This is a genomic window from Pseudomonas sp. RP-B7, assembly GCF_059803535.1.
The window spans coordinates 11,461-38,339 of the sequence record NZ_JAPFHC010000046.1; the positions used below are offsets into that span (position 1 = coordinate 11,461).

General features: G+C 61.7%; 20 protein-coding genes. 9 read left to right on the forward strand and 11 right to left on the reverse strand.

Going from position 1 to position 26,879, the window contains the following annotated elements:
- Nucleotides 1-26: 26 nt before the first annotated feature.
- Nucleotides 27-1,508 (reverse strand): NCS1 family nucleobase:cation symporter-1, encoded by a 1,482-nt coding sequence (locus OPU96_RS27095; RefSeq protein WP_192296661.1) that lies wholly within the window; start codon nt 1,506-1,508, stop codon nt 27-29.
- Nucleotides 1,509-2,099: 591 nt separating this feature from the next.
- On the opposite strand from OPU96_RS27095, the gene hydA reads away from it, so the two are divergent.
- The 3 genes from hydA (at nt 2,100) to preA (ending at nt 6,349) form a co-directional block, all read left to right on the forward strand.
- Complete coding sequence (hydA, locus tag OPU96_RS27100; protein WP_498560031.1) at nt 2,100-3,539, forward strand: dihydropyrimidinase; 1,440 nt, start codon at nt 2,100-2,102, stop codon at nt 3,537-3,539.
- Nucleotides 3,540-3,707: 168 nt separating this feature from the next.
- Nucleotides 3,708-5,075: an NAD(P)-dependent oxidoreductase gene (locus tag OPU96_RS27105; RefSeq protein WP_498560032.1), complete on the forward strand. Its 1,368-nt coding sequence runs from the start codon at nt 3,708-3,710 to the stop codon at nt 5,073-5,075.
- The gene (gene preA, locus OPU96_RS27110) at nt 5,075-6,349 is read left to right on the forward strand and encodes an NAD-dependent dihydropyrimidine dehydrogenase subunit PreA (protein ID WP_192296663.1); all 1,275 of its coding nucleotides are present in this window, start codon (nt 5,075-5,077) and stop codon (nt 6,347-6,349) included. Before OPU96_RS27105 ends, preA begins: the two co-directional genes overlap by 1 nt.
- A gap of 122 nt (nt 6,350-6,471) precedes the next feature.
- Here the strand turns inward: preA and OPU96_RS27115 are convergent, their stop codons facing one another.
- The gene (locus OPU96_RS27115) at nt 6,472-7,092 is read right to left on the reverse strand and encodes a TetR/AcrR family transcriptional regulator (RefSeq protein ID WP_226457766.1); all 621 of its coding nucleotides are present in this window, start codon (nt 7,090-7,092) and stop codon (nt 6,472-6,474) included.
- A gap of 116 nt (nt 7,093-7,208) precedes the next feature.
- Between OPU96_RS27115 and copC the strand changes: the two genes are divergently transcribed.
- The 6 genes from copC (at nt 7,209) to OPU96_RS27145 (ending at nt 12,834) form a co-directional block, all read left to right on the forward strand.
- The gene (gene copC / locus OPU96_RS27120; protein WP_192296665.1) at nt 7,209-7,574 is read left to right on the forward strand and encodes a copper homeostasis periplasmic binding protein CopC; all 366 of its coding nucleotides are present in this window, start codon (nt 7,209-7,211) and stop codon (nt 7,572-7,574) included.
- Nucleotides 7,575-7,577: 3 nt separating this feature from the next.
- On the forward strand, nt 7,578-8,435 hold the full coding sequence (gene copD, locus OPU96_RS27125; RefSeq protein ID WP_498560033.1) for a copper homeostasis membrane protein CopD: 858 nt from the start codon (nt 7,578-7,580) through the stop codon (nt 8,433-8,435).
- 299 nt (nt 8,436-8,734) lie between these two features.
- On the forward strand, nt 8,735-9,997 hold the full coding sequence (locus OPU96_RS27130) for an OprD family porin (RefSeq protein ID WP_226457764.1): 1,263 nt from the start codon (nt 8,735-8,737) through the stop codon (nt 9,995-9,997).
- A 232-nt stretch (nt 9,998-10,229) separates the two neighbouring features.
- A complete protein-coding gene (locus OPU96_RS27135; RefSeq protein ID WP_498560034.1) occupies nt 10,230-11,048 on the forward strand; it encodes an NAD-dependent epimerase/dehydratase family protein in 819 nt (272 codons plus the stop codon).
- A 3-nt stretch (nt 11,049-11,051) separates the two neighbouring features.
- Nucleotides 11,052-11,927 (forward strand): SMP-30/gluconolactonase/LRE family protein, encoded by an 876-nt coding sequence (locus tag OPU96_RS27140; RefSeq protein WP_498560035.1) that lies wholly within the window; start codon nt 11,052-11,054, stop codon nt 11,925-11,927.
- 13 nt (nt 11,928-11,940) lie between these two features.
- Nucleotides 11,941-12,834: an aldose 1-epimerase gene (locus OPU96_RS27145; protein WP_305391150.1), complete on the forward strand. Its 894-nt coding sequence runs from the start codon at nt 11,941-11,943 to the stop codon at nt 12,832-12,834.
- A 73-nt stretch (nt 12,835-12,907) separates the two neighbouring features.
- Here OPU96_RS27145 and OPU96_RS27150 read toward each other — a convergent pair whose 3' ends face one another.
- The 9 genes from OPU96_RS27150 to exaC form a co-directional block, all read right to left on the reverse strand.
- On the reverse strand, nt 12,908-14,053 hold the full coding sequence (locus tag OPU96_RS27150; RefSeq protein ID WP_192296671.1) for an HlyD family secretion protein: 1,146 nt from the start codon (nt 14,051-14,053) through the stop codon (nt 12,908-12,910).
- Nucleotides 14,050-15,693: an MFS transporter gene (locus tag OPU96_RS27155; protein WP_192296672.1), complete on the reverse strand. Its 1,644-nt coding sequence runs from the start codon at nt 15,691-15,693 to the stop codon at nt 14,050-14,052. The genes OPU96_RS27150 and OPU96_RS27155 overlap by 4 nt, the downstream gene beginning before the upstream one ends.
- 233 nt (nt 15,694-15,926) lie before the next feature.
- On the reverse strand, nt 15,927-17,390 hold the full coding sequence (locus tag OPU96_RS27160; protein ID WP_463983529.1) for a DASS family sodium-coupled anion symporter: 1,464 nt from the start codon (nt 17,388-17,390) through the stop codon (nt 15,927-15,929).
- A 206-nt stretch (nt 17,391-17,596) separates the two neighbouring features.
- Nucleotides 17,597-18,967 carry an ATP-binding response regulator gene (locus tag OPU96_RS27165; RefSeq protein ID WP_498560036.1) on the reverse strand — a complete coding sequence of 457 codons (1,371 nt, stop codon included), beginning with the start codon at nt 18,965-18,967 and terminating at the stop codon, nt 17,597-17,599.
- Nucleotides 18,951-20,114, reverse strand: a complete 1,164-nt coding sequence (ercA, locus tag OPU96_RS27170) for an alcohol dehydrogenase-like regulatory protein ErcA (RefSeq protein ID WP_124528356.1) — start codon at nt 20,112-20,114, stop codon at nt 18,951-18,953. Before ercA ends, OPU96_RS27165 begins: the two co-directional genes overlap by 17 nt.
- 129 nt (nt 20,115-20,243) lie before the next feature.
- Complete coding sequence (locus OPU96_RS27175; protein WP_305391153.1) at nt 20,244-20,651, reverse strand: Imm44 family immunity protein; 408 nt, start codon at nt 20,649-20,651, stop codon at nt 20,244-20,246.
- Between the two features lie 15 nt (nt 20,652-20,666).
- On the reverse strand, nt 20,667-24,911 hold the full coding sequence (locus OPU96_RS27180) for an RHS repeat-associated core domain-containing protein (RefSeq protein ID WP_498560037.1): 4,245 nt from the start codon (nt 24,909-24,911) through the stop codon (nt 20,667-20,669).
- A gap of 140 nt (nt 24,912-25,051) precedes the next feature.
- A complete protein-coding gene (gene pqqA / locus OPU96_RS27185; protein ID WP_020289857.1) occupies nt 25,052-25,123 on the reverse strand; it encodes a pyrroloquinoline quinone precursor peptide PqqA in 72 nt (23 codons plus the stop codon).
- A gap of 181 nt (nt 25,124-25,304) precedes the next feature.
- Nucleotides 25,305-26,825 carry an acetaldehyde dehydrogenase ExaC gene (gene exaC, locus OPU96_RS27190; protein ID WP_498560038.1) on the reverse strand — a complete coding sequence of 507 codons (1,521 nt, stop codon included), beginning with the start codon at nt 26,823-26,825 and terminating at the stop codon, nt 25,305-25,307.
- Between the last annotated feature and the right edge of the window lie 54 nt (nt 26,826-26,879).

Sequence of the window (26,879 nt, forward strand, 5' to 3'; positions counted from 1 at the left end):
GAACCCTTTGCAACAGTGAAAAGAGGTCAAGTCTTGACGGCAACCGGACTGGCCCCGCGCTTGGCATTCAAGCCGTAATACAACAACCCACCCAACGCCGAGCCGGTAAACCAGCCGTAGCTGTAGAACCAGCTGAACGCATCGCTGCCCAACGACAGCAACGTCAGCACCACAGGCACGCCAAACGCGATAAACCCGCTCCAGTTCCACGCCGGGTACACGTCATCGCGGTACAAACCGGCAAGGTCGAGTTGTTGTTTGCGGGTGATGAAGTAGTCCACCACCATGATCCCGGCGATCGGTCCCAGCAGGCTCGAATAGCCGAGCAACCAGTTGGAGTAGACGGTCTCCAGGCTCACATCGGAAACGATCAGCCCGAGCTTTTTCAGCAGTTCATGCCCCATCAACACCAGCCCCACCAACCCGGTGAGAATCACCGCCGTGGTGCGGTTGATCAGCTTGGGCGCGATGTTCTGGAAGTCATTGGTCGGCGAGACAATGTTCGCCGCCGTATTGGTGGACAGGGTCGCGATGATGATCAGCAACATTGCAATCGCCACCCACACCGGGCTCTGGATATGCCCGATCAACGTCACCGGGTCGGACACACTCACGCCGACCAGTTTCACCGACGCCGCGGTCATGATCACGCCGAGGGCGGCGAACAGGAACATGGTCAGCGGCAGGCCGAAGATCTGCCCGAGGATCTGGTCTTTCTGGCTTTTCGCGTAGCGGCTGAAGTCGGGAATATTCAGCGACAAGGTGGCCCAGAAGCCCACCATTGCGGTCAGGCCGGCCATGAAGTAACCGGTGAGGCTCGCGCCTTCCGGGCGTTTCGGCGGGATCGCCATCAACTCGCTGATGGACACATTGGGCATCGCCCACACCAGCAAACCAATCCCGACCGCCACCAACAGCGGTGCCGAGAGGGTCTCCAGGCGCTTGATCGACTCGGCGCCGCGCAGCACCACCCAGAGGTTCAACGTCCAGAAAATCATGAAGCCGATCACTTCGCCGGTACCCCCGAGGGACTTCCAGCCCTCGAAAACCGAGCCCAGGAACAGGTGGATCGCGAGCCCGCCAAACATCGTCTGGATACCAAACCAGCCGCACGCCACCAGCGCGCGGATCAGGCACGGCACGTTGGAGCCAAGAATGCCGAACGACGAACGCAGCAACACCGGGAATGGAATCCCGTACTTGGTGCCAGGAAAGGCATTGAGGGTCAGCGGGATCAGCACCACGATGTTGGCCAGCAAAATCGCCATCAGCGCCTCGCCCACCGACAAGCCGAAATACGCCGTCAGCACGCCACCCAGCGTATAGGTGGGCACGCAGATCGACATGCCGACCCACAGCGCGGTGATGTGCCATTTGTTCCAGGTTCGTTCATGCACCTTGGTCGGTGCCATGTCGTGGTTATAGCGCGGGCTGTCGAGGACGTCGGGGCCGGCGTCGAGTTCGTACAGGCCGTTGCGTTCAATGACTTGCGATCTGTTCTGTTGCATGGCCGCTCCACGGTTTTTTCGAATTATTGTTGCTCACCCAGCGTGTTGCGCCGGATGGCCGGAGTACCTCGTAAACAACATGACATCACGGGCCCGGCCAGCCGCCACTGCACTCAATAACCGTGCCGACCACTGCCCCGCTACCCGCACCGCTTATATAACCAACTGATGTTTATCAGCTTTCCGATTGAACCCAGGGTACTTGCCAGGTTACTCAGGCTAAATAATCTGGAAGTTGCCCGAACTGTCAGGACTCAATCTGGTGCAACACAATTATTTTTATTTCCTAGCGCCGTCAAGCGGCATATCTCAAGCGTCTGATTTGCAATAAGAAATGTTGCTCAATTTATGAACCTGTCAAGTGCGTCAAAACGGTGAACACACGCCTCATTTTGGTGATTATTGTTTTTTGTCTTTAAAAATCATGCACTTAAACACGATATAAGTTTATGTAAATTCTGCTTGCTCAATCGAAAAACTCGGGCTAGTTTCTATTCCTGTCACCGATGACAGGAATAAACCACTCATCGGCCAGCAGCATTACAACACTTAGAACTGGCACAAGCCGGTCAAGCCTGTGAGGAACTCGACATGTCGCTGTTGATCCGTGGCGCCACCGTTATTACCCATGATGAAAGTTACCGCGCCGATGTTTTATGCGCAGGCGGTCTAATCCGGGCTATTGGTACAAACCTGGATATACCCGCCGGCACTGAAATACTCGACGGCAGCGGCCAATACCTGATGCCCGGCGGCATCGACCCCCACACCCATATGCAACTGCCCTTCATGGGCACCGTGGCCAGCGAAGATTTTTTCAGTGGCACGGCGGCAGGCCTGGCGGGGGGCACCACCTCGATCATCGACTTTGTAATTCCCAACCCGCAGCAGTCCTTGCTCGAAGCCTTTCACCAATGGCGCGGCTGGGCGGAAAAATCCGCCGCCGACTACGGCTTCCACGTGGCGATCACCTGGTGGAGCGAGCAGGTCCGCGAAGAGATGGCCGAACTGGTCAACCACCACGGCATCAACAGCTTCAAGCACTTCATGGCCTACAAGAACGCGATCATGGCGGCGGACGATACCCTGGTAGCCAGCTTCGAGCGCTGCCTGGAACTGGGCGCGGTGCCCACCGTGCACGCCGAAAACGGCGAGCTGGTGTATCACCTGCAACGCAAGCTGATGGCCCAGGGCATTACCGGGCCGGAAGCGCATCCACTGTCGCGCCCCTCCCAGGTCGAAGGCGAAGCGGCCAGCCGCGCGATCCGCATCGCCGAAACCATCGGCACACCGCTGTATCTGGTGCATGTCTCCACCAAAGAAGCGCTGGATGAAATCACCTACGCCCGTGGCAAAGGCCAGCCGGTGTATGGCGAAGTCCTCGCCGGCCACCTGCTGCTGGACGACAGCGTCTACCGCCACCCCGACTGGCAAACCGCCGCGGGCTACGTAATGAGCCCGCCGTTCCGCCCACGCGGGCATCAGGAGGCGCTCTGGCAGGGGCTGCAATCGGGCAACCTGCACACCACCGCCACCGACCACTGCTGCTTCTGCGCCGAGCAAAAAGCCGCCGGGCGTGACGACTTCAGCAAGATCCCCAACGGCACTGCCGGTATCGAAGACCGCATGGCGGTGCTGTGGGACGAAGGCGTCAACAGTGGGCGCCTGTCGATGCAGGACTTCGTTGCGCTGACCTCCACCAACACCGCGAAGATCTTCAACCTCTACCCGCGCAAAGGCGCGATCCGGGTGGGCGCGGATGCCGACCTGGTGCTGTGGGACCCCGAGGGTACGCGGACGATTTCCGCCAAGACCCACCATCAACAAGTCGACTTCAACATCTTCGAAGGCAAGACCGTGCGCGGCGTGCCGAGCCATACCATCAGCCAGGGCAAGCTGGTCTGGGCCGATGGCGACCTGCGCGCCGAGCGCGGTGCCGGGCGGTATGTGGAGCGGCCGGCGTATCCGCCGGTGTTTGAGCAGTTGAGCAAGCGGGCTGCGCATTCCAGGCCCATGGCTGTGAAACGCTGACACCGCCTTCGCGAGCAAGCCCGCTCCCACACTGACTGTATTCACAAATAAAAATATGTGAACCCAATCCAATGTGGGAGCGGGCTTGCTCGCGAAGAGGCCAGCACAGGCAACACAAAAACCAATGCCCATCAGAGGCAGTACCTCAATAACCGTGAGGCCAAACCCGTGATCCAGACCCTGACCCACCTCCCCCATCCCACCGAGGATGGACCCACCCTCGCCGGCCACTTCACCGACCTGGCACCGCCCCTCAACGCCCGCCAGGCCCAACTGGAAGCCTCGCGCTGCCTGTACTGCTACGACGCGCCGTGCGTGAACGCATGCCCCAGTGAGATCGACATCCCGTCGTTCATCCGCAATATCCACACCGACAACGTGCAAGGCGCCGCGCAGAAAATCCTCTCGGCCAACATCCTCGGCGGCAGCTGCGCCCGGGTTTGCCCCACCGAAATCCTGTGCCAGCAAGCCTGCGTGCGCAACAACGCCGAGGAATGCGCCCCCGTGCTGATCGGCCTGCTGCAACGCTACGCCGTGGACAACGCGCACTTCAGCGAACACCCGTTCCACCGCGCGGCGTCCACCGGCAAGCGCATCGCCGTGGTCGGCGCCGGGCCCGCCGGTCTGGCCTGTGCCCATCGCAGCGCCCTGCACGGCCATGACGTGGTGATCTTCGAAGCCCGGGAAAAAGCCGGCGGCCTGAATGAATACGGGATCGCCAAGTACAAACTGGTGGATGACTTCGCCCAGAAGGAACTGGATTTCCTCCTGCAGATCGGCGGCATCGAGATCCGCCACGGCCAGCGCCTGGGCGACAACCTCACGCTGAGCGACCTGCACCAGCAGTTCGACGCAGTGTTCCTCGGCCTCGGCCTGGCTGCCAGCAAACAACTGGGCCTGCCCCATGAAGATGCCCCCGGGCTGCTCGCCGCCACCGACTACATCCGCGAACTGCGCCAGGCCGATGACCTCACCCAACTGCCCCTGGCCGACCGTTGCATCGTGCTCGGCGCCGGCAACACCGCCATCGACATGGCCGTGCAGATGGCCCGCCTCGGCGCCCGCGATGTAAACCTGGTGTACCGCCGTGGCCTGGCGGACATGGGCGCCACCCAGCATGAGCAAGACATCGCCAAAGCCAACCAGGTGCGCCTGCTGACCTGGGCCCAACCCGAAGAAGTCCTGCTGGATGACCAAGGCCACGTACGCGGCATGCGTTTCCTGCGCACACGCCTGGAAAACGGCCGCCTGCACCCCACCGGCGAAACCTTCGAACTGGCCGCCGATGCGATCTTCAAAGCCATCGGCCAAGGCTTCGACAACGCGGCGCTGCACGATCCACTGGCCCAGCAACTGCAACGCGTCGGCGAGCGGATCTTTGTCGACGAGCAGCTGCGCACCAGCATTCCCGGGGTGTATGCCGGCGGCGATTGCGTCAGCCTCGGCCAGGACCTCACCGTGCAGGCGGTGCAACACGGCAAGCTGGCAGCCATTGCCATGCACGCCCAACTCATGCTGAATATGGAGGCTGCGTAATGGCCGATCTCTCGATTGTGTTCGCCGGTATCAAAGCCCCCAATCCATTCTGGCTGGCCTCTGCGCCACCCACCGACAAGGCCTACAACGTAGTCCGCGCCTTCGAAGCCGGCTGGGGCGGCGTGGTCTGGAAAACCCTGGGTGAAGACCCGGCGGCGGTCAACGTGTCGTCACGTTACTCGGCGCACTACGGCGCCAACCGCGAAGTGCTGGGCATCAACAATATCGAGCTGATCACCGACCGCTCCCTGGAGATCAACCTGCGGGAAATCACCCAGGTGAAAAAAGACTGGCCCGACCGCGCGCTGATCGTCTCGCTGATGGTGCCGTGTGTGGAGCAATCCTGGAAAAACATCCTGCCCCTGGTGGAAGCCACCGGCTGCGACGGTATCGAGCTGAACTTCGGCTGCCCCCACGGCATGCCCGAGCGCGGCATGGGCGCAGCGGTCGGCCAAGTGCCGGAGTACGTCGAGCAGGTGACGCGCTGGTGCAAGACCTATTGCTCGCTGCCGGTGATCGTCAAGCTCACACCGAACATCACCGACATCCGCGTGGCGGCGCGGGCGGCCTATCGCGGCGGCGCGGATGCGGTGTCGCTGATCAACACCATCAACTCCATCACCAGCGTGGACCTGGAGCGCATGGTCGCCCTGCCCGTGGTCGGCAGCCAAAGCACCCACGGCGGTTATTGCGGCTCGGCGGTCAAGCCGATCGCGCTGAACATGGTCGCCGAAATTGCCCGCGACCCGCAGACCCAGGGCCTGCCGATCTGCGGCATTGGCGGCATCGGCAACTGGCGCGATGCGGCGGAGTTCGTGGCCCTTGGCTGCGGCGCGGTGCAGGTGTGCACGGCGGCGATGCTGCATGGGTTCCGGATTGTGGAAGAGATGAAGGACGGGCTGTCGCGGTGGATGGACAGCCAGGGCTACAAGAGCTTGCAGGAATTCTCCGGGCGGGCGGTGGGCAACACCACGGACTGGAAGTACCTCGACATCAACTACCAGGTCATCGCCAAGATCGATCAGGCGGCATGCATAGGTTGCGGACGTTGCCATATTGCCTGCGAGGACACCTCGCACCAGGCGATTGCGAGTTTGAAACAGGCGGATGGCACGCACCTATACGAGGTCATCGATGACGAGTGCGTGGGCTGCAACCTGTGCCAGATCACCTGCCCGGTAGCGGACTGCATCGAGATGGTGGCGATAGACACGGGCAAGCCGTATTTGAATTGGACGCAGGACCCGCGTAATCCATATCGGGAGGCTGTGTAGTCCTTTAAGCCGCCTTCGCGAGCAAGCCCGCTCCCACATTCAACCGCATTCCTCCAGATAAAATGCGGTCCACTGTGGGAGCGGGCTTGCTCGCGAAGAGGCCCTCAGCCCCACCACAAAAATCAGGGCTCCAACCCAATCCCGCGCAAAATCACCCCGGTCACCGTCTGGATCGCCCGCTCGAACTGCATATCCGACAACGGCTGGTGATCATTCAGAATCTTCACCTGGTGATCAAAGTCCGCGTAGTGCTGGGTCGACGCCCAGATCATGTACAGCAGGCTCGACGGTTCCACCGGCAGGATGCGCTTGTCCTCCACCCACTGGCGAATCTTCGCCTCTTTCATCTTGGCCCAGTCGTACAGGCTGGCATCCAACGCCTCACCCAGTGTGGGCGCACCGTGGATGATTTCGTTGGCCCAGACTTTCGAGCCATACGGCCGCGTGCGCGAGCGTTGCATCTTGGCGCGGATGTAGCTGCTGAGCACCACGCGCGGGTCATCGAAGGTCTCGAAGCTCAGGGCGTCCTGCTTCCACACTTCCAGCAGGTCGAACAGCACCGCGCTGTACAGCTCGCTCTTGGTGGTGAAGTAGTAGTGCAGGTTGGAACGCGGCAGTTGCACTTCTTCAGCGATGTCGGCCATGGCGGTGCTGCCATAGCCCTTTTCGGCGAAGATCTTCTCTGCCGCCAGCAGGATTTTCTCGACGTTGACCCGACGAATGCCAATCTTGTGATTGCCCATGAGGGCTCCCCGACAACAACATGGGTTAGAGACTACCACCGGCTCTAGATCGCGGCGACAGGCCATACCGAAACTTCGTACACTGCCCGCTTCTCCCCATTGATTGGTATTGAACAATGTTGATCAAAAAGACCCTGACCACCCTTACCCTGCTCGCTTCCCTGCTGGGCGCTTCGGCGGCCTTTGCCCACGCCCACCTGAAAAGCGCCACGCCCGCCGCCGACAGCACCGTCGCCGCGCCCGCCGACCTGCGCCTGACCTTCAGCGAAGGCGTCGAAGCCACCTTCACCAAGGTCTCCCTGAGCAAAGACGGCACCGAAGTCGCCATCAAGGGCCTGGCAACCCCGGACAAGGACAAGAAAACCCTGGTGGTCACCCCTGCCGCGCCGCTGGCTGCCGGCAACTACAAGGTGGTGTGGAACGCGGTATCGGTCGACACCCACAAGAGCAACGGTGAATACAGCTTCAAGGTCGGCCAATAAGCCATGGCGACGCTGTTGGTGCTGTGCCGTTTCGTGCATTTCATTGCGGTGCTGTTGATGTTCGGGGCCTGCGTGCTCAAGCCCTGGCTGCTCGGCAACGAAGTGCAACCGGCGCTGGACCGGCAACTGCTGCGCGGCACCCGGGCACTGGCCTGGGTCGCGCTGTTGTCTGGGATCACCTGGCTGCTGCTGATCACCGCCAGCATGGCTGGCAGTTGGGACGCCGCATGGCAACCGACCACCGTCGAGTTGGTGCTGGGCAAGACGTTTTTTGGCCAGGTGTGGGTGTGGCATCTGCTGCTCAACCTGTTGCTGTTGACCGCATTGATCAAACCCTGGCCGACGCTGCGCCTGCCGCTGATCGCGTTGCTGCTGGCCACCCTCGCCCCCGTGGGCCATGGCGCGATGCTCGATGGGCTCAGCGGGCGCCTGCTGATCCTCAATCAGGTGGTGCACCTGGCCTGCGTCGGCGCCTGGCTCGGCGGTTTGTGGGTGCTGGTGTTGATCCTGCGCCAAACCCAGGGCTATGCGCTGGAGCCGATCTTGCGGCGGTTCAGCGGCGTGGGCTATGGCTTGGTCGCGGGATTGTTGGTGACCGGGTTGATCAACGTACGCGTGCTGACTGGTCAGCTATGGCCAACGCCGCTGTTCAGCGGTTTCGCGTTGATTCTGCTGATCAAGGTGATGCTGGTGCTGGGCATGCTCGCCCTGGCGCTGTTGAATCGATTACGAATCGAACGCTGTGACGAACGCCAAGGCAGCCTGAAGGCCAGTGTGCTGCTGGAGTGGCTGCTGGGCATTTCAGCGGTCGCCGCCGTGTCCCTCCTCGGCACCCTGCCGCCGATGGTCATGACCCAGTAGCCCCCTCAAGTCGAACATCAATCCAAATGTGGGAGCGGGCTTGTGTGGGAGCGGGCTTGCTCGCGAAAGCGGTGTGTCAGTTACAGCCGTATTGGCTGATCCACCGTATTCGCGAGCAAGCCCGCTCCCACACAAACCCGCTCCCACACTTGAACCGTGCCCATTCTATAAACGGTGGCGAACCAGGTCATCGTATAACTTCTGATTGACAACCCCCACAAACCACGCAAATACTCAGCTCAATGTTGTACGACGACGTACGACAAATAATAAAAACAACAAAGCAAGGGAGCTCCACTGTGAGTCAATTCGCCCGCAATTCCTGCGTACGCCTGGGCCTTGTCAGCCTCGGCAGCCTGATCGTCACCCTGCCCCTCGGCGCCCACGCCGACGGCTTTCTCGATGACGCCAAGGCCACGCTCAACCTGCGCAACGCCTACTTCAACCGCAACTTCACCAACCCGAGCAACCCCCAGGCCAAGGCGCAAGAGTGGACGCAGAACTTCATTCTCGACGCCAAGTCCGGCTTCACCCAAGGCACCGTGGGCTTTGGCATTGACGTGCTGGGCCTGTACTCGCAGAAGCTCGACGGCGGCAAAGGCACGGGTGGCACCCAATTGTTGCCGATCCACAGCGACGGCCGCCCGGCAGACAACTTCGGACGCCTGGGCGTGGCGCTGAAAACCCGCTTGTCGAAGACCGAACTGAAGGTCGGCGAATGGATGCCGGTGCTGCCGATCCTGCGCTCCGACGACGGCCGCTCCCTGCCCCAGACCTTTCGTGGCGGCCAGCTCACCTCCAATGAAATCGCCGGCCTGACCCTCTACGGCGGCCAGTTCCGTGGCAACAGCCCACGCAACGACGCGAGCATGGAAGACATGTTCATGAACGGCAAAGCCGCGTTCACCTCCGATCGTTTCAACTTCGGCGGCGCCGAATACAGCTTCAACGAAAAGCGCACCCAGGTCGGCCTGTGGTACGCCGAACTCAGCGACATCTACCAGCAACAGTACCTCAACCTCACGCACAGCCAGCCCGTAGGCGACTGGACCCTGGGCGCCAACCTCGGTTTCTTCACCGGCAAGGAAGACGGCAGCGCCCTGGCTGGCGACCTCGACAACAAGACCGCTTTCGCCCTGCTCTCGGCACGCTACGGCGGCAACACCTTCTATGTGGGCCTGCAGAAACTCACCGGCGACAGCGCCTGGATGAAGATCAACGGCACCAGCGGCGGCACCCTGGCCAACGACAGCTACAACGCCAGCTACGACAACGCCAAGGAAAAGTCCTGGCAGGTGCGGCACGACTTCAACTTCGTGGTGCTTGGCGTGCCGGGGCTGACGCTGATGAATCGCTACATCAGTGGCAGTAACGTGCACACCGGAACGATCACCGACGGCAAGGAATGGGGCCGCGAGTCGGAACTGGCCTACACCGTGCAAAGTGGCGCGCTGAAGAACCTGAACGTGAAATGGCGAAACTCGACCATGCGTCGCGACTTCAGCAACAATGAGTTCGACGAGAACCGACTCTTCATCAGCTACCCGATTTCACTGCTGTAAACATTCACGTCGAACCCGCCTGTGCAGCCAACGCAAATCCCCCTGTGGGAGCGGGCTTGCTCGCGAAAGCGGTGGATCAGTCAGCACACCTGTAACTGACACACCGCTTTCGCGAGCAAGCCCGCTCCCACACTTGAATTGCATTCGCCGCAAGGAGCGTTGACAAGCCGGGGAATCTGTAACGATACTTTGGCCTAGTCATACGACAACCTACAACAACAATGGAACGCCCATGACCACGACCACTCCCGCTCCCTTCAACCGCCTGCTGCTCACTGGTGCCGCCGGTGGCCTGGGCAAAGTCCTGCGTAAACGCCTGCGCCCTTATGCCCGCGTACTGCGCCTGTCGGACATCGCCGAGATGGCCCCGGCCGCTGACGACGCCGAAGAAGTCCAACCCTGCGACCTCGCCGACAAACAAGCCGTGCACCAGTTGGTGGAAGGCGTCGACGCCATCCTGCACTTTGGCGGTGTATCGGTGGAGCGCTCCTTTGAAGAGGTCCTCGGCGCCAACATCAGCGGGATTTTCCATATCTACGAAGCTGCACGTCGGCATGGGGTCAAACGTGTGATCTTCGCCAGTTCCAACCACGTGATCGGCTTTCACAAACAAGGTGAAATCCTCGACGCCCATTCGCCCCGTCGCCCGGACAGCTACTACGGCCTGTCCAAGTCCTACGGCGAGGACATGGCCAGTTTCTACTTCGATCGCTACGGCATCCAGACCGTGAGCATCCGCATCGGCTCGTCGTTCCCGCAACCGCAGAACCGCCGCATGATGCACACCTGGCTAAGCTTCGATGACCTGACCCAACTGCTCGAACGCGCGCTGTACACGCCAGACGTCGGCCACACCGTGGTCTACGGCATGTCGGATAACCTCGACACCTGGTGGGACAACCGCTACGCCGCACACCTGGGCTACGCGCCCAAGGATAACTCCGAAGTGTTCCGCGCCCAGGTCGAAGCCCTGCCACCAGTGGCCGCCGATGATCCGGCCAAGGTCTACCAGGGCGGCGCCTTCTGCGCGGCCGGGCCGTTCGGGGACTGACCCATGAGTGCAGAACTGATTGTCGACGCCCGCAACGCCGTAGGCGAATGCCCGGTGTGGGTGCCCGCAGAAAACGCACTGTACTGGGTGGACATCCCCCACGGCGGCCTGCAACGCTGGAGCGCCGCCAGCGGCCACATCGCCGCCTGGAAAGCCCCGCAGATGCTCGCCTGCATTGCCCGCACGACGGCGGGCAACTGGGTCGCCGGCATGGAAAGCGGCTTTTTCCAGCTCACCGCGCACAACGACGGCAGCCTCGACAGCACGCCCTTGGAACGCGTCGAACACCCCCGCGCGGACATGCGCCTGAACGATGGCCGCTGTGATCGCCAGGGCCGCTTCTGGGCCGGCAGCATGGTGCTGGACATGGGCTTGAATGCGGCCGCAGGCATTCTGTATCGGTACACCGCTGGCCAGGCGCCCCATGCCGAACTGGACGGTTTCATCACCCTCAACGGCCTGGCCTTCAGCCCCGATGGGCGCACGATGTACGCCTCGGACTCTCACCCGTTGGTGCAACAGATCTGGGCATTCGACTACGACATCGACAGCGGCACGCCATCCAACCGCCGCCTATTCGTGGACATGCACCAGCACCCCGGCCGCCCCGACGGCGCCGCAGTGGACGCCGACGGTTGCTACTGGATCTGCGCCAACGACGCCGGGCTGATCCACCGTTTCACCCCCGACGGACGCCTCGACCGCTCCCTCAGCGTCCCGGTGAAAAAGCCCACCATGTGCGCCTTTGGCGGCAGCCGGTTGGACACACTGTTCGTCACCTCGATCCGCGATGACCCGAGCGAACAGTCGCTGTCGGGTGGCGTGTTTGCCCTCAATCCTGGCGTGCAGGGTTTGCCCGAGCCGACTTTCACCCTCTGACGGGACAGCCCTGATGATCGAACTCAAAGACGCCCTCACCCACCTCACCCTGGCCCCCGCCATCGGCGGCAGCATCGTCAACTGGCAGGTCATCGCCACCGGCCAGCCATTGTTGCGCCACAGCGATGAGCACGCCGTGAACAGCGGCCTGCCGGGCAAACTGGGCTGCTACCCACTCGCGCCCTGGTCCAACCGCATCGCGGCAGGCGGCTTCAACAACCCCGACGGCTGGCTGGCCCTGCAACCCAACAGCCGCACCGACCCGTTGCCGATCCACGGTTCGGCGTGGCAGCAGGCGTGGCAGGTGGTCAGCCAGTCGGCGGATGAAGTGGTGATGCAGGTGTTGTGCGACACACCGTTCGCCTATCGCGCCGAGCAACGCTTTGGCTTGCGGGACGGTGAGTTGAACATCGCGTTAACGGTCACGCACCTGGCCGAGAAAGCCGCGTGGCATGGGTTGGGACTGCATCCGTATTTGCCCCGCACACCCGGCACGCGGTTGCAGGCCAAGGCTTCGCAGGTGTGGCTCAGTGATGCGGCGAAACTGCCCACGGGCCTGGCGCCGGTGCCAGTGGATTGGGATTTCCAGCAGTTGAAAGGCCTGCCCGACGGCCTGGTCGACAACGGCTTCTGTCACTGGGATGGGCAGTGCCGCATCGAGCAACCGGACCTGGGTTACGCCCTGGAATGCCAGGCCAGCGGCGCCGATTACTTCCTGCTCTACTGCCCGCCGGGGTTGGAGTTCTTTTGCATCGAGCCGGTAAGCCACCCGGTGAATGCCCATCATCTGCCCGGCAAGCCGGGGTTGAAGTTGCTGGAACAAAACCAGTCGGCACATCTGTCATTCAAGCTGAAATACCTTCCAACTGTGGGAGCGGGCTTGCTCGCGAATACGGTGGCGCAGTAACTCATTCAGCGCCTGGCACACCGCTTTCGCGAGCAAGCCCGCTTCCACAGTTTTGATCGCTGTTGTGTCAGTGTCAGGGTGGGCTGTTTTTGAGGCGCCCTGCGGTGTCGATACTGACCACCACGGACAACCCCGGCCTCAGCCGTTCACTCTCGGCCTGATCCGCATCCACCGTAATCCGCACCGGCACCCGCTGGGCAATTTTCACAAAATTGCCGGTGGCATTGTCTGCCTGCAACAGGCTGAACTCCGACCCGGTGGCCGGTGAAATATGCTGCACCGTGCCATGAAACTTGCGGTGGTTCAGTGCATCCACGGTGAACGTCACGGGTTGCCCCACCTGCACGTTGTCCATCTGGGTTTCCTTCATGTTTGCGATCACCCACAACTGCGGCGGCACCAGTGCCATCAGTTGCGCGCCGGAGTTGACGTAGGCACCCAGGCGCACGCCAATCTGCCCCAGCTGGCCGTCACGTGGTGCGGTGATGCGCGTGTTCGACAGGTCGATCCGCGCCAGTTCCACCGCCGCATCCGCACTCGCCACCGCCGCTTCCAGGGAACCGCGATTGACGATCACCGTCTGTAAATCCTGCCGCGCGATTTCCAGGCTCGCCTGGGCCTGGGCCACCGCCGCGAGGGTCTGCGCGTTCGCGGCACGGGTCACGTCCAGCTCGCGCCGGGACACCGAACCATCGCTGATCAGCTCTTCATTGCGGCGCAAATCCGCGGTGCTCTTGCGCGCCTGCGCCTCACTGTCCGCCAACGCCGCCTGGCGCAGCTTGATGGTGGCTTCGGCGCTGTTGCGCTGCTGCACCACGTTGGCCAGCGACGCCTTTTGCACCGCCAACTGTGCCAGCGCCTGGTCGAGGCGCTGTTTGTAGATGCGATCATCCAGGCGCACCAGCAGGTCGCCGGTCTTTACGTATTGGAAGTCCTGCACCGGGACTTCAAACACGTAGCCGCTGAGCTGCGGCCCGATGATCGTGACCTGCCCGCGCACCAGGGCGTTTTCGGTGGTTTCCACTGCACTGCTGAACGGCGGCAGTTGCCAGGCGTAAAGCACGATCAGCACGCCGACAATGGCAATCGCGGCAAAGCCCAGGGACGAGATGATCCGCACCCGCAGCGGGCGCAGTTCGGTGGGCACCGCGCCCGGCGGCGTGCTGCCTTCGGGGGTGGCGGCGATGGCGGTGGTGGTCGTGGTTGAAGGTTCGGTCATGTAGGTGCGCCGCTGGGTTGAACGGGAGTGGCTGCTCGAGTGGTACTCATCAGCCACAGACTGCGGATAAAGATCCAGATCATGGTCAGCATCGCGATGATCGCGATCAGCATGAACACATCGTTGTAAGCCATCACATTCGCCTCACGGGTGGCCGCCGTCGCGAGACTGCGGATGCCCATGAGGTTGCGCAACTCGGGGTCGGCGATCACACCACCGTAGGCCGAGCCACCGCTCGCCACCCGCGCGGCCACACGCGGGTCCAGCAGGGTCAGGTGTTCGACGATCATGCTCGAATGAAACTTCTCGCGCACGATCTGGAACGTACCCAGCAACGCCGCGCCGATCAGGCCGCCGAGGTTCTGGCAAATGCCGAACATCACTGAAAAACTCACCAGATTGCGCGGGTTGGCCAGCACGTTCTTGGTGCCCAGCACCATGGTCGGCCCAAGGAAGAACGTGCCGCCGAAGCCTAGCAGGAACTGGCTGATGTACAGGTTCTGCGGGCGGGTCAGGTTGCTGGAGAAACTGTCCATCACCGAACCTGTGGCCATCAACGCCAGGGAAATCACCAGAGGCATCAGCAGATGCGCCGGGTTGATCGTCAACGCGCTGACCGCAAGCCCGGCAATCGCCCCGGCCAGCATCACCAGGTACAACGTGTGCATTTGCTGGTAGCTCATGTTCAGCACCTGCATGAACCCCACGGCGCCGGTGGACTGCTCGGACAGCACCATGCGGATCAGGATCACCGCCAACGCCAGCCGGATCATCACCCCGCTGCCCAGCCAGCGGGTCATCAGCATCGGGTTGGCGCGGTTATGCTCGATGGCCAGGCCAGCCATGATCAATACCAGGGAACACGCCGAGGCGACGCCGATCCACGGCGCTTCCAGCCACCAGTCGATCCGGCCCAGGGACAGCACCGCACACAGCAGGGCCACGCCGCTGGCCAAGAGGGCGAAGGTCAGGAAGTCGAGTTTTTCGAAGGTCTTGAAACGATCACCAGGCGGCAACTTGAGCAGGAACACACAGCCCAGGCAGATCAGCGCCAGGCCCAGTTCGAACAGGTACAAGCCGCGCCATTCGGCAATTTGCAGCAAGTCCTCGGAGAACAACCGCGCCAGCGGCAACGCCAGTTGTGCCGTGCCGAGGCCCAGCACCAGGGATTTCAAACGCCACTTGGCCGGGAAGGCCTGGATCATGTAATACAAGCCCAACGAACTCAGTGCCGCGCCGACCATGCCGTGGGCCGCCCGCACCGCAATCGCCGAACTGAGGTCGTTGACGAACAAGTGCCCGAAGGTCACCAGCGCGTACAGCACCAGGAACACCTCGGTAAACGCACGCAGGCCGAACTGCTGGCGGAACTTCACCAGCAACAGGTTCATGCACACGTTGGTCATCACATAGGCGGCGGGCAGCCAGGCCATTTCCGCAGTGGTCGCACCGAGGGCGCCTTGCAGGTATTGCAGGTTGGCGATGACCAGCGCGTTGCCCAAGCCGCCGGTGATTGCCACCAGCACGCCGACCAGTGCGAACAGCCAGCGCTTGGGCGTCGGGTGCAACGGGGTGGACGGCGAACCGGGCAGGCTCGGCCGCTCGTGGGGCTGCCAGGTGCGGGGGGTGTATTTGTCCATTCGACGACTCAGGTAAACCGGTACTCAGAGACAGTAAACCTGAGCGAAGTTCATCTTGCCATCGAGAAGGTACAAATGATGACTGAAGTGTGCGCCGGAAAAAATGTGGGAGCAGGCTTGTGTGGGAGCGGGCTTGCTCGCGAATGCGGTGGATCAGTCACTACATTTGCTGACTGACACTGCGCATTCGCGAGCAAGCCCGCTCCCACATTGGATCTGCGGCGTGTTCTGAGTCAGATCCAGCCCAGCCAGCTCCAGTAAGTGGCAGCGAACACCAGCATCAAGCCATAGCCGATCAGCGTCACCAGAATCCCCACCTTGGCAAACTGCCGCGCCGTAAACGTCCCGGTGCCCAAACACACCATATTCTGCGGCGCATTGATCGGCAGGATAAACCCGTAGCTCATTACAAACCCCAGCAACATGGTCATGCCCAACCGACTGAATTCCCCAGGCAAAGTCTGCAACACCGCAATCAAAATCGGCAGCAACGCCGAGGTCAGCGCCGTGGCGCTGGCGAAGCCCAAATGAATCAGGATCAAAAACGCGCCCAGGATCGCAAACACCCCCAGCGGCCCGACTTGATCCAGGCCGGTATGCGCCACCACCTGGGAGCCCAGCCATTGCCCGGCCTGGGTGGTCAGCAGCGCGGTGCCCAGGCTGATGCCCACACCAAACACAATCACCGTGCCCCACGGAATGCGCGACTGCACATCCTTCCAGGTCATCACCCCAAGCCCCGGCAGCAGCAGGAACACCAGCCCGGCGTAAGTGGTCGAGGTGGTGTCGAAGTTGTGCAGGCGCCCTTCGGTGGCCCAGGCCAGCAGCAACAATACCGACACGCTCAGCAGGCGTTTCTGCGGCCCGGTCATCGGGCCGATGTCCACCAGTGACTGGGCCACCGCCTCCTTGCCACCGGGAATGCTATCGGTCTCCGGCGGCAGCAGCTTGAGCACCAGGAACAACAGCACCGCCGACATGATCAACGCCCACGGCGCCCCGGCGATCAGCCAGTCGATCCACGACACGCGCTGGCCAAGCATCTTGTCCATGAAACCGACGGTGAGCAGGTTCTGCGCCGCAGCAGTCTGGATGCCGACGTTCCAGATACTGGTGCCCTGGGCCACCACGATCATGATCGCGGCGGCGATGTTCGAGCGCTTGTCCACGCCGAATGCAGCGATCACGCCCATCATGATCGGCACCACACAGGCACTGCGCGCCGTGGCGCTGGGCACCACCAGGCTGAGCAGGATGGTCACGGCAATCGCCCCCAGCAGGATGCGCCGGGTGCTGGTGCCGACCCGGCTCAGCGTCACCAACGCAATGCGCCGGTCCAGGCCGGTGTGGGTCATGGCCGCCGCGATAAACAGCGCGCCCGCCACCAGCGCCAGCGCCGGGTTGGAGAACCCGGTCAACGCCATGCTGATGGCCGGGCTGGTGCCGATCAGATGCGCAGGGTCTTGCAGCGACGGCGCAGTGCCCAACAGGAACGCCATCAGCGACGTGATCATGATCGCGCTGGCCTCGTAGGACACCGCCTCGGTGATCCACACCACCACGGCAAACGCGAGGATCGCCAGCATGCGATGCCCGGCCACCGGCAAATCCGCCGGCAGCGGCAACAGCAGCACCCCGGCCATCACCAGTACGGCGATGACCAGGCCCAAGGGCAATTTGAAGGGTGCAGCGCTCATCGGGTGCTCCAAGGCTCTAGATCGGGCCTTGAGCATGGTGCATTTTGCCGCACGCGGTGTTGACGGGTATCAAGCGATTCAAATGTGGGAGCGGGCTTGCTCGCGAAGGCGGAGTGTCAGTCAGCAAATGTATTGACTGATACACCGCATTCGCGAGCAAGCCCGCTCCCACAGAGGATCGGGTTTACATAGCTGGACCTGGATATTCAGCTGAGCAACTGGCTCAACACCGCCCGCAACTTGCCGGGCTTGACCGGTTTGTTCAGCAACGGCGCATCCAGCCGACGCAAGGCGCGACGGCATTGGTCGGTGCGGTCGGCGGTGATGATCACCGCGGGGATCTTGCAGGCGAAATGCTCGCGCAACTGCTTGACCACCTCGCAGCCGACCACGCCGTGGTCGAGGTGATAGTCGGCGAGGATCAACTCCGGCGCCCTGCCCCGCAACACCGCCATCGCACCGGCCTGGTCGGTGGCGGTGAGCACTTCGCAGCCCCACTGTTCGAGCAGCGCGCTCATGCTTTCGAGGATGCTGGTTTCGTTGTCGATCACCAGCAAGCGCCGCCCCGGCAGCGGATTGCCGGTGGTCGGTTGTACCGGCAGTTGGCTGATCGCCAGGGGCATCTCGGCACTCAGCGGCACTTCGATGCTGAACATCGAGCCGCGCCCCGGCCAGGAGCGCACGGCAATCGGGTAGCCAAGGATCTCGGCGATCCGCTCGACAATCGCCAAGCCCAACCCCACCCCCTTGCGATCCGCTGCACGGCCGACATCCAGCTGGTTGAACTCAAGGAAAATCGCCTCCAGCCGATCCGCCGCAATCCCGCGCCCGGTGTCCCACACCTCCAGGCGCAGGCAATCGCCCCGGCGTCGTGCGCCGAGGAGGATGCAGCCGTCGTCGGTGTAGCGGCAGGCGTTGCTGAGAAAGTTACGCAGAATCCGCGTCAACAAGCGCAGGTCGGTGCGCACCGCGTAATGCCCGGTGTGCACGCGCAAATTCAGCCCGGCCGCCTGGGCCACCGACTGGAATTCCGAGACCAGCGGCGCGAACACTTCATCCAGGCGATACAGGGCCACATCCGGCTTGACCGCCGCCTGGTCGAGTCGCGAGATGTCGAGCAGGTCGGTGAGCAGATCCTCGGCGCCTTCCAGCGCCTGGTGCGTGCGTTCCACCAGTACCCGCTCGACATCGGGCAACTGGCGCTCACGCAAGGTGGCGATCAAAAGCCGTGCGGCGTTCAGTGGTTGCAGCAGGTCATGGCTGGCGGCAGCGAGGTACTTGTCCTTGCTGCGGTTGGCGGCCTGGGCGGCGTCGCGGGCGTCGCGCAGATCCTGTTCGATCTGTTCGCGCTGGGCGATCTGCTGCTGCAGGTTGTGGTTGGCTTCCAGCAATTCATCGGTGCGTGCGGCGACGCGCTGCTCCAACTCGTCGTTGAGGCGGATATAGCGCTTGCGCTCGGCCTCCAGCTCATCCAGGCGTGCGGTCAGCTCCGGGTAGTGACTCTTGCGCGCCGACTGATCGCCCAGCCCCAGCAGCGCAGACAGCGCGCGTTGCGGGTCGTCAGAGTGCTTCGCCATAAACGACCTCAACATCACGCTGGCTCGACGCGCGCGGGTTGGTGAGGATGCACGGGTCATCCATTGCATGCTCGGACAAAAACGGAATATCCGCCACACGCACCCCGTGCAGGCCGAGGGTTTCGTGGAAACCGATCGCGTGCTTCAACGCGATCAGATGCTCCACCAACCGCCCGCAGATCTGCCGGTGGTTGAGGCCCCGGCAGTCGATGCCGAACGTCTCGGCAATCACCTGGAAACGCTCCGGCGCCGAGCTGTAGTTGAACGCCACCACATGCTCCACCAACACCGCGTTGCACAGCCCGTGGGGCAGGTCGAGGAAGCCGCCGAGGCTGTGGGACATGGCGTGCACTGCGCCAAGGATCGCATTGGAGAACGCCAGTCCGGCCTGCATGCTGCCGAGCATGATCTTCTCGCGCAGGGCAATGTCGGTGGGGTTGGCGATCATCTGCACCAGGTTGCCGTTGATCAGGCGCATGGCTTCCAGGGCATGGGGATCGGTCAGCGGGCCATGGCCGGTGGAGACAAACGCCTCGATGGCATGCACCAGCGCGTCGATGCCGGTACAGGCGGACAGGAACGGGTCCATGCTGGCGGTGGTTTCCGGGTCGATCAGCGACACATCCGGCACCACCGCCTTGCTGACGATGGAGAACTTCATGCGTTCCTGCTGGTTGGAAATGATCACGAACTGCGAGACATCCGCCGAGGTGCCGGCGGTGGTGGGGATCAGGATCAGCGGCGGGCTGGGCACGCGAATGGTGTCCACGCCTTCGAACTCGAGAATGCTGCGCCCGTGGGCGACCACGATACCGATGGCCTTGCCGCAGTCCATCGGGCTGCCGCCGCCGATGGCGACGATCACGTCACAGTGGTTTTCACGGTAGACCTCGGCGCCGGTCATCACTTCTTCAACGCGGGGGTTGGGGGACACGGCGGAGTACAGGCAGTAATCGATACCGATGGCTTGCAGGCTGGCTTCGACGTCGGCGACCCAACCGGCGGCGATCACCCCGGGGTCGCTGACCACCAGCACCTTGCGCGCGCCGAAGGTCTTCGCGTAATTGCCGACGTTGTGCCGGCAGCCGGCGCCAAAGATGATTTCAGGCGAGACGAATTTACGCAGGAGGCTGAGGTTTGGGCTCATTGGAAAGCCTGTTTTTATTATTTTGGAAGGATGGGCTCCACACTAACCGATCCGGGGGCGATTGCAATCAGACCAAAGGGTCATTTCCAATGGGGCAAATACTGCGGGACTCCTGCCCAATCGCTGACTTCAGGTAGTCCATTCATTTTCGGCGCACCATTGCTGCACATCTGCAATCAGTTGCGTTGAAAACGGTTGAAAATCGGGAATTTTTTTCTCGTACTTTTTGACGCTCTCTGCAAAAAAACTGACAAAAGCGGCACCGATTAATTTTCGTTGAGCAGTTTTGTCTTTTTTCAGTGGAACGAAATCTTCTTCGTCCAAGGCGATATCCAGACCGAGCATTTTGTCTTTGCCGTAGTAGCGGCAAATATTCTTGCGCTCAAGCTTCTTGGGTACGCATCTCACGCAGACCGCCAATTCCAAATCAAGGTTGGGGTATTTCTTTTCGAGAGTTTCACTGAGGCCATTTAGCTCATCAGTGATCTCAAAGACGTTTGTCCAGCTCGGGGAGTCCGATGTGGTATCGACTCGCATGATGAAATCCTTATATCAGTGCCTGCATTTATTGCCTGGTGGCAACTTTCCTCGACGCTTGAAATATTTTCCGATTTTTAGACTTTCCCATATCCGCATGTTGCCCTTCGTAGGCGCTGCCATAATGCGCTGGTAGGCCAAATTTTTAACCTTAAGCCACCGTTGTGTGTACCGCCGGTGCGGATTGACAGTTTCGCCGACTTTCCACACTTCACCTTTTTTTAAATAGACTTGACCTATTGGCTGCTTGTGGCCCCACTTCATTTCATCGTAATAGCCATCCTTCTTCGCAATCAGGTAATAAAGCTCCGGGGCAAGCCCCAATGGATCAATCCAGAATATTGGATTGGGGCCATACTGGAAAAAGTTGAAACCACCATCAAGACCCATCGGATCCGGCGTCGTAAACCGCCCCACATCCGGGTCATAAAACCTGAACGTATTGAAGTGCAGCCCCGTCTCACGATCCAGATACTGCCCCTGGAACCGCAGGTTCTGTTCTTCAATGTAGTCAGGCTCACGTACCTCTTCCAGCGTGCTGCCCCACACCCGATAGGTCGCGCTCCAGACGTTGTGCCCGTCGGTTTCAGTCAACTGCTCCGGCAAGCCGTTGAGGTCGTTGTGGTAGTAGCGGATCTTCTGTTGCGGACCGATGCCATCGACTCGCGCCAACGGCTCGTAGCCTTCGTCTACGTAGACGTAAAGGCTGGTCTGGCGGTGTTTATGCTCCTGCAACAGGCGCAGGCCATCCCAGGTGAAGCGGGTTTCGCCCAGCAGACGACCGCTGCTGTCCCGCTCGGTTTTGGCGATGCGCCGACCCAGTGGGTCGTAGGTCATGTGCACCACGTTGCCGCTGGCGTTGTGCACTTCGATCAGCCGGTGCTCGGCGTCGTAGGTGAAACGTTGCAGGCCACGCAGAGTACTGCGTTTTTCGATCATTCGACCGAAGCCGTCGTAGCGGTAGCGTTTGTCCTGGTAGGTCAGTAGCTTGTTGTGCCTCACTAAGCCGGCACTAGACTGTGCCCCGTCCAACAGGTTGGCGGCAGCATCGTAGCCGAAGGTTTCCAGCTGGCCTTGAGTGCTGTCCTGACTAGCGATAATCCGGCCGGTTGCGTCGTAGTGCAGCAGTTGGCGTTGACCGCCTTCCAAACGACCGATCAGATTGTCAGCCGGGTCGTATTCGAAAGTCTTTTGTTGGGCTGGTGGCAACTGTCGGGGCTGGCCTGTAGGGCGGCGCGTTCGCGAACGCAACCGACCGCAACGGTCGTATTCGCTGCGGGTGGTGATCTGGCCTTGGGTACGCAGGACTTCGCGGTGCAGGCGGTCGCGTTCGAAGTCGCTGATGACCTGGCCGTCCAGGTTGATCTGGTGCAGGTGGCCGCCGCCGTAGTGCAAGCGGTTGAGCCTGCGGCCATCGGGCAGTTGCGTCTGGATCCGGTTGCCGAGTTCGTCGTAGTGGTGTTGCAGCTTGCCGGTTGTACTCTGCTCGCACGTCAGTTGGCCTAGCGCGTCATAGGCAAAACCCAGTGCTTGAGCATTGCCTTGCCGGTCGGTGGTGGTGACGTCGGTGAGTTGGTCCAACGCGTCGTAGGTGTATTCGGTTCGGCCCTCGTCAGTCTCCTTGATCCGCATACGCCCAACAGCGTCGCGTTGCAGGCGATGCACGGTAGGAGATGCATCATCCAGCGGGACGTATTCGACGGAGACCACGTTATCCAGCGCGTCATAGGCATAACGCCGTGCACTGCCATCGAGGTCTTGCTGTTGCGTGAGTCGATCGCCCTGGTCCCAGGCGAAGCGATAGTGCTCGCCGTTTTCGTTGGTCAGGGTTTGCAATCGACCGTAGGCATCGTGCCGATATTCGATCTGGCGGCCATGGGCATCAATGCGCCGCACCAGCTGCCCGCGCCGATCATATTGGTAGCGGGTAGTGTGGCCCGCCGCATCGGTGTAGGCGCTCAACTGACCACTGGTGTTGCGCAGGTAATGTTCAATGTAACCGTAGGGCCGTTCGATTTGCAGCAATCGGCCGTGGCTGTCGTGTTGATAGCGCTGGCGTTCACCGACTGCATCGATAAGGGTTTGTAAATGACCTCGACGGTCGTACTCGAACCTTGTGGCATAGCCCGAACAATCGACCTGCTCGATCAACTGCCCGGTTTCATTCCAGCGCTGGATTTTGCGCTTGCCCGTGGCGTCGGTGGTTTCGATGACCTGCCCAACTCCATCATGGCGATAGCGCACAACGTGCCCCAGCGGGTCGGTTTCACTGACGCAATTGCCGCGTTGATCGTATCGATACTGCCAGCTGTGGCCGGCTGCATCGGTTTCAACCAATGGCAGCGACCAGTGTTCCAGCCACACCGTCGATTCAATACGGCCCAGCGGATCTTGTGTGTTGCACAGGTTGCCGGATTCGTCGTAGCCGAATCGCCACTGGCCACCCAGAGGATCGGTAGCCCCCAACAACTGGCGCTCGTCATTCCAATCGAACTGCCAGGTGTGCCCCAGGTTGTCGGTGTATTCGGTGATCTGGTACTGCGGGTTCCACTTGCGGGTGCTGACCCGTTGCAAGCCATCGGTAATCCGCGTAAGCCCGACTAGCAGGTCGTAGTCAAACTGATAATCGTCGCCCTCATCGGTCCAGTGCCGTACCACTCGCCATTCACGGTCGTCCACACAGGCCCATTGGTAAAAGCAGCGCAGGCCGGTGGGCAGTTGGTGTTCGACCATGCGCTGGCCGCTGTCATAGGCGAAGCGGCGCTGAACATGCCCATCGGCATCGCGCACGGCTGCAAGATCGCCGTGCGTGTCGTAGGTATAGCTGGAGAGCGTTTCGCGACGATGATCGGGGTACAGGCGCTCGATCTGTTCGACACGGCGGGGCCATTGCTGGCTGTAGCTCAGCTCGATTCGCACAACGCCAAAGGTATCGCGCAACTGGCTCAGGCGGCCCTGATCGTCATAGTCGAGGAAAACGCGGTTGTCATTGCGATCTCCCCACTGGCCCAAGCGCAAATGCGTAGGGTTGTCCGGTGTGGGTTCGAACAGCCGATACAGCCCGTCGACACGCTCAATCAGCAGGTGGCCGCTGGCATGGCGGCGTACGCTCAAGCCTTCGCCGGCGCTGAACACCGCAGCACCTAGCGGGATCACGCCCATGTCGATCTGCCGAGCCTGCTCGTCGGTGTAGATCAGCCGTTCGCCGCCTTCGGGATGCGGGCCCATTTCGACGAAAACCTCATAGGCCACACTCCAATTCGCACCGAACAGACCGTTACGGCGCTCATCCCGGCTGCTGTAATAGCGCTGCCACTCGATTGGCAACAGGCCAGGCAATGCAAAATCCAGGTCGTCGTCACCGTCGAGAATCTTCGCCCCCGTGGCGCAATGCACCGGGTTGGGCGAGCCGCGCACTGCTGACGCAAGCGCGTTGCTCACCTGCCCTGTGCCCCACGACACCAACCCACCCACCGTCATACAGGGCAATGTGCTGAAGAACTTCGCCCCACCACCGCGCGATGCCAACAACGCCGTTACCGCCAGCCCTACACCCGGCGCCTTGCCGCTGCGAATCTCACGCACCACCACCGGCGCGCCGCCGATGACCACGTTGGACGAAATCTGCACCTTGCCCACCGTGGCTTCGCAGGTGCTTCTGTCCCCACTGCGCACGGCGGGCTGGCCGTTGATGAATACCTTGCTGGAACCTTCGGCGAGGTACTGCTCCGGCATGGGCGGGTGTTTAGTGCAGTCGACGGTATCGGCAGGACAAGGCACAGCGCCCGCCACCGGCGCAGCGACCGTAGGACGCCAGAGCTGAGAGAAAAAACCTTCGGCGATATCCAGATAAGTCGGTTCACTGCCCGCTTCTGCCACGGCGGCGGCGACTTTCCCGGCCGCCCGCGCTGCCGGTTTGCCGTTGATAAACACATCCGGCGAACCGCTGCTGATGAATGCATCGATGACGGGTGGGAAGAGCGCGTTGGCGAAAGACTCACATAATCGCGAAAGGCCTTTATCGGCGCCGCTTGCACCCATGCCGAGCCCGACCACCACACCGACCGCGGCCCCCAGCACAACGCAGCCTAGGCCACCTGTCGCCACGCTGATGCCGGTTGCAGCCACAACGGCCGCCGTGGCCAGTGCCGTCACGGCCACCGTCGCCGCAACTTCCAGCACGCCGCCCAACACGTCCGCCAACATCGAGCTGTGCAACAGCGCGTCGCCTTCGCGGGCAGCCCACAGCGTATCCGTCATGCGCAACAGTCCCTGTCCGAAAAGGCAGGATCAAATCACGCAGTACCGTTATTTCTCAGGTGAGACTTTCCGAGGGGGTCGTAGGACGGGTCCCAAAGACCGCTTGAGCACCGGCCAGCACGAGACTGGCCGGCGGTAGATCAACGGCTGGCGAAGTACATGGTCACTTCAAAGCCGATACGCAGGTCGGTAAACGCGGGTTTTTTCCACATGGGACGTTCCTCTTGTTGTGCCGGAAGATTCCGGTCGGGTCATTAATGCATGGGGGGTATGGGAGGCGAATGCTACTTTCGAAGGAGTTCGCGCACTGCAATAGTCTCAGGCATACAGGGAACCAAATGTGGGAGCTGGCAAGCCAGCTCCCACAGGGGACTGCATTTCAAGCCTGGAGGGTTAGAAGAACCCCAACGGATTGATGTCGTAGTTCACCAGCAGGTTCTTGGTCTGCTGGTAGTGATCCAGCATCATCTTGTGGTTCTCACGCCCCACACCCGACTTCTTGTACCCGCCAAACGCCGCATGCGCCGGGTACAGGTGGTAGCAGTTGGTCCACACGCGGCCGGCCTTGATCGCGCGGCCCATGCGGTAGGCACGGTTGATGTCGCGGGTCCACAGGCCGGCACCGAGGCCGAATTCGCTGTCGTTGGCGATCGCCAGGGCTTCGGCTTCGTCCTTGAAGGTGGTGATGCCCACCACCGGGCCGAAGATTTCTTCCTGGAACACGCGCATCTTGTTGTGGCCCTTGAGCAGGGTCGGCTGGATGTAATAGCCGCTGGACAGGTCGCCCTCCAGACGCTCGGCCGCGCCGCCGGTGAGCAGCACCGCGCCTTCTTCCTGGGCGATTTTCAGGTACGAGAGGATCTTGTCGTATTGCTGCTCGGACGCCTGGGCGCCGACCATGGTCTCGGTGTCCAGCGGGTTGCCGCGCTTGATCTTGACGATCTTTTTCATCACCTCGGCCATGAACGCGTCGTAGATCGACTCCTGCACCAGCGCCCGCGACGGGCAGGTGCACACTTCGCCCTGGTTGAAGAACGCCAGCACCAGGCCTTCGGCGGCCTTTTCGATGAACTGTGGCTCGGCGTTCATGATGTCTTCGAAGAAGATGTTCGGCGACTTGCCGCCCAGTTCCACGGTCGACGGGATGATGTTCTCGGCGGCCGCATGCATGATGTGCGCGCCGATGGGCGTCGAGCCGGTAAAGGCGATCTTGGCGATGCGCTTGCTGGTGGCCAGCGCTTCGCCGGCTTCGCGGCCAAAGCCCTGGACGATATTCAGCACGCCCGGTGGCAGCAGGTCATTGATCAACTCGGCAAACACCATGATCGACAGCGGCGTCTGCTCGGCCGGCTTGAGCACGATGCAGTTACCAGCGGCCAGGGCCGGGGCGAGTTTCCAGGCCGCCATCAGCAGCGGGAAGTTCCACGGAATGATCTGCCCGACCACGCCCAATGGCTCGTGGAAGTGATAGGCCGCGGTGTGTTCGTTGATCTCGGCGGCGCCGCCTTCCTGGGCGCGGATGCAGCCGGCGAAGTAACGGAAGTGGTCGGCAGCCAGGGGCACGTCGGCGTTGAGGGTTTCGCGCACGGCCTTGCCGTTGTCCCAGGTCTCGGCCACGGCCAGTACTTCAAGGTGCTGCTCGATACGATCGGCGATTTTCAGCAACACCAGCGCGCGGTCCTGGGCCGAGGTCTTGCCCCAGGCGTCGGCGGCGGCGTGGGCGGCGTCGAGGGCCTTGTCGATGTCGGCGGCGCTGGAGCGTGGGAATTCGGCGATGACTTCGCCGGTCACCGGCGACGTATTGGTGAAGTAGTTGCCATCGATCGGCGCGACAAATTCACCGCCGATGTAGTTGCCGTAGCGCGCCTTGAAGCTGACGATAGCGCCTGGGGTGCCGGGTTGTGCGTAGATCATGATGAGGCCTCTGTCGGGGTCCGGGCCTGTTGGTCAACAGGCGATGAGCCGATA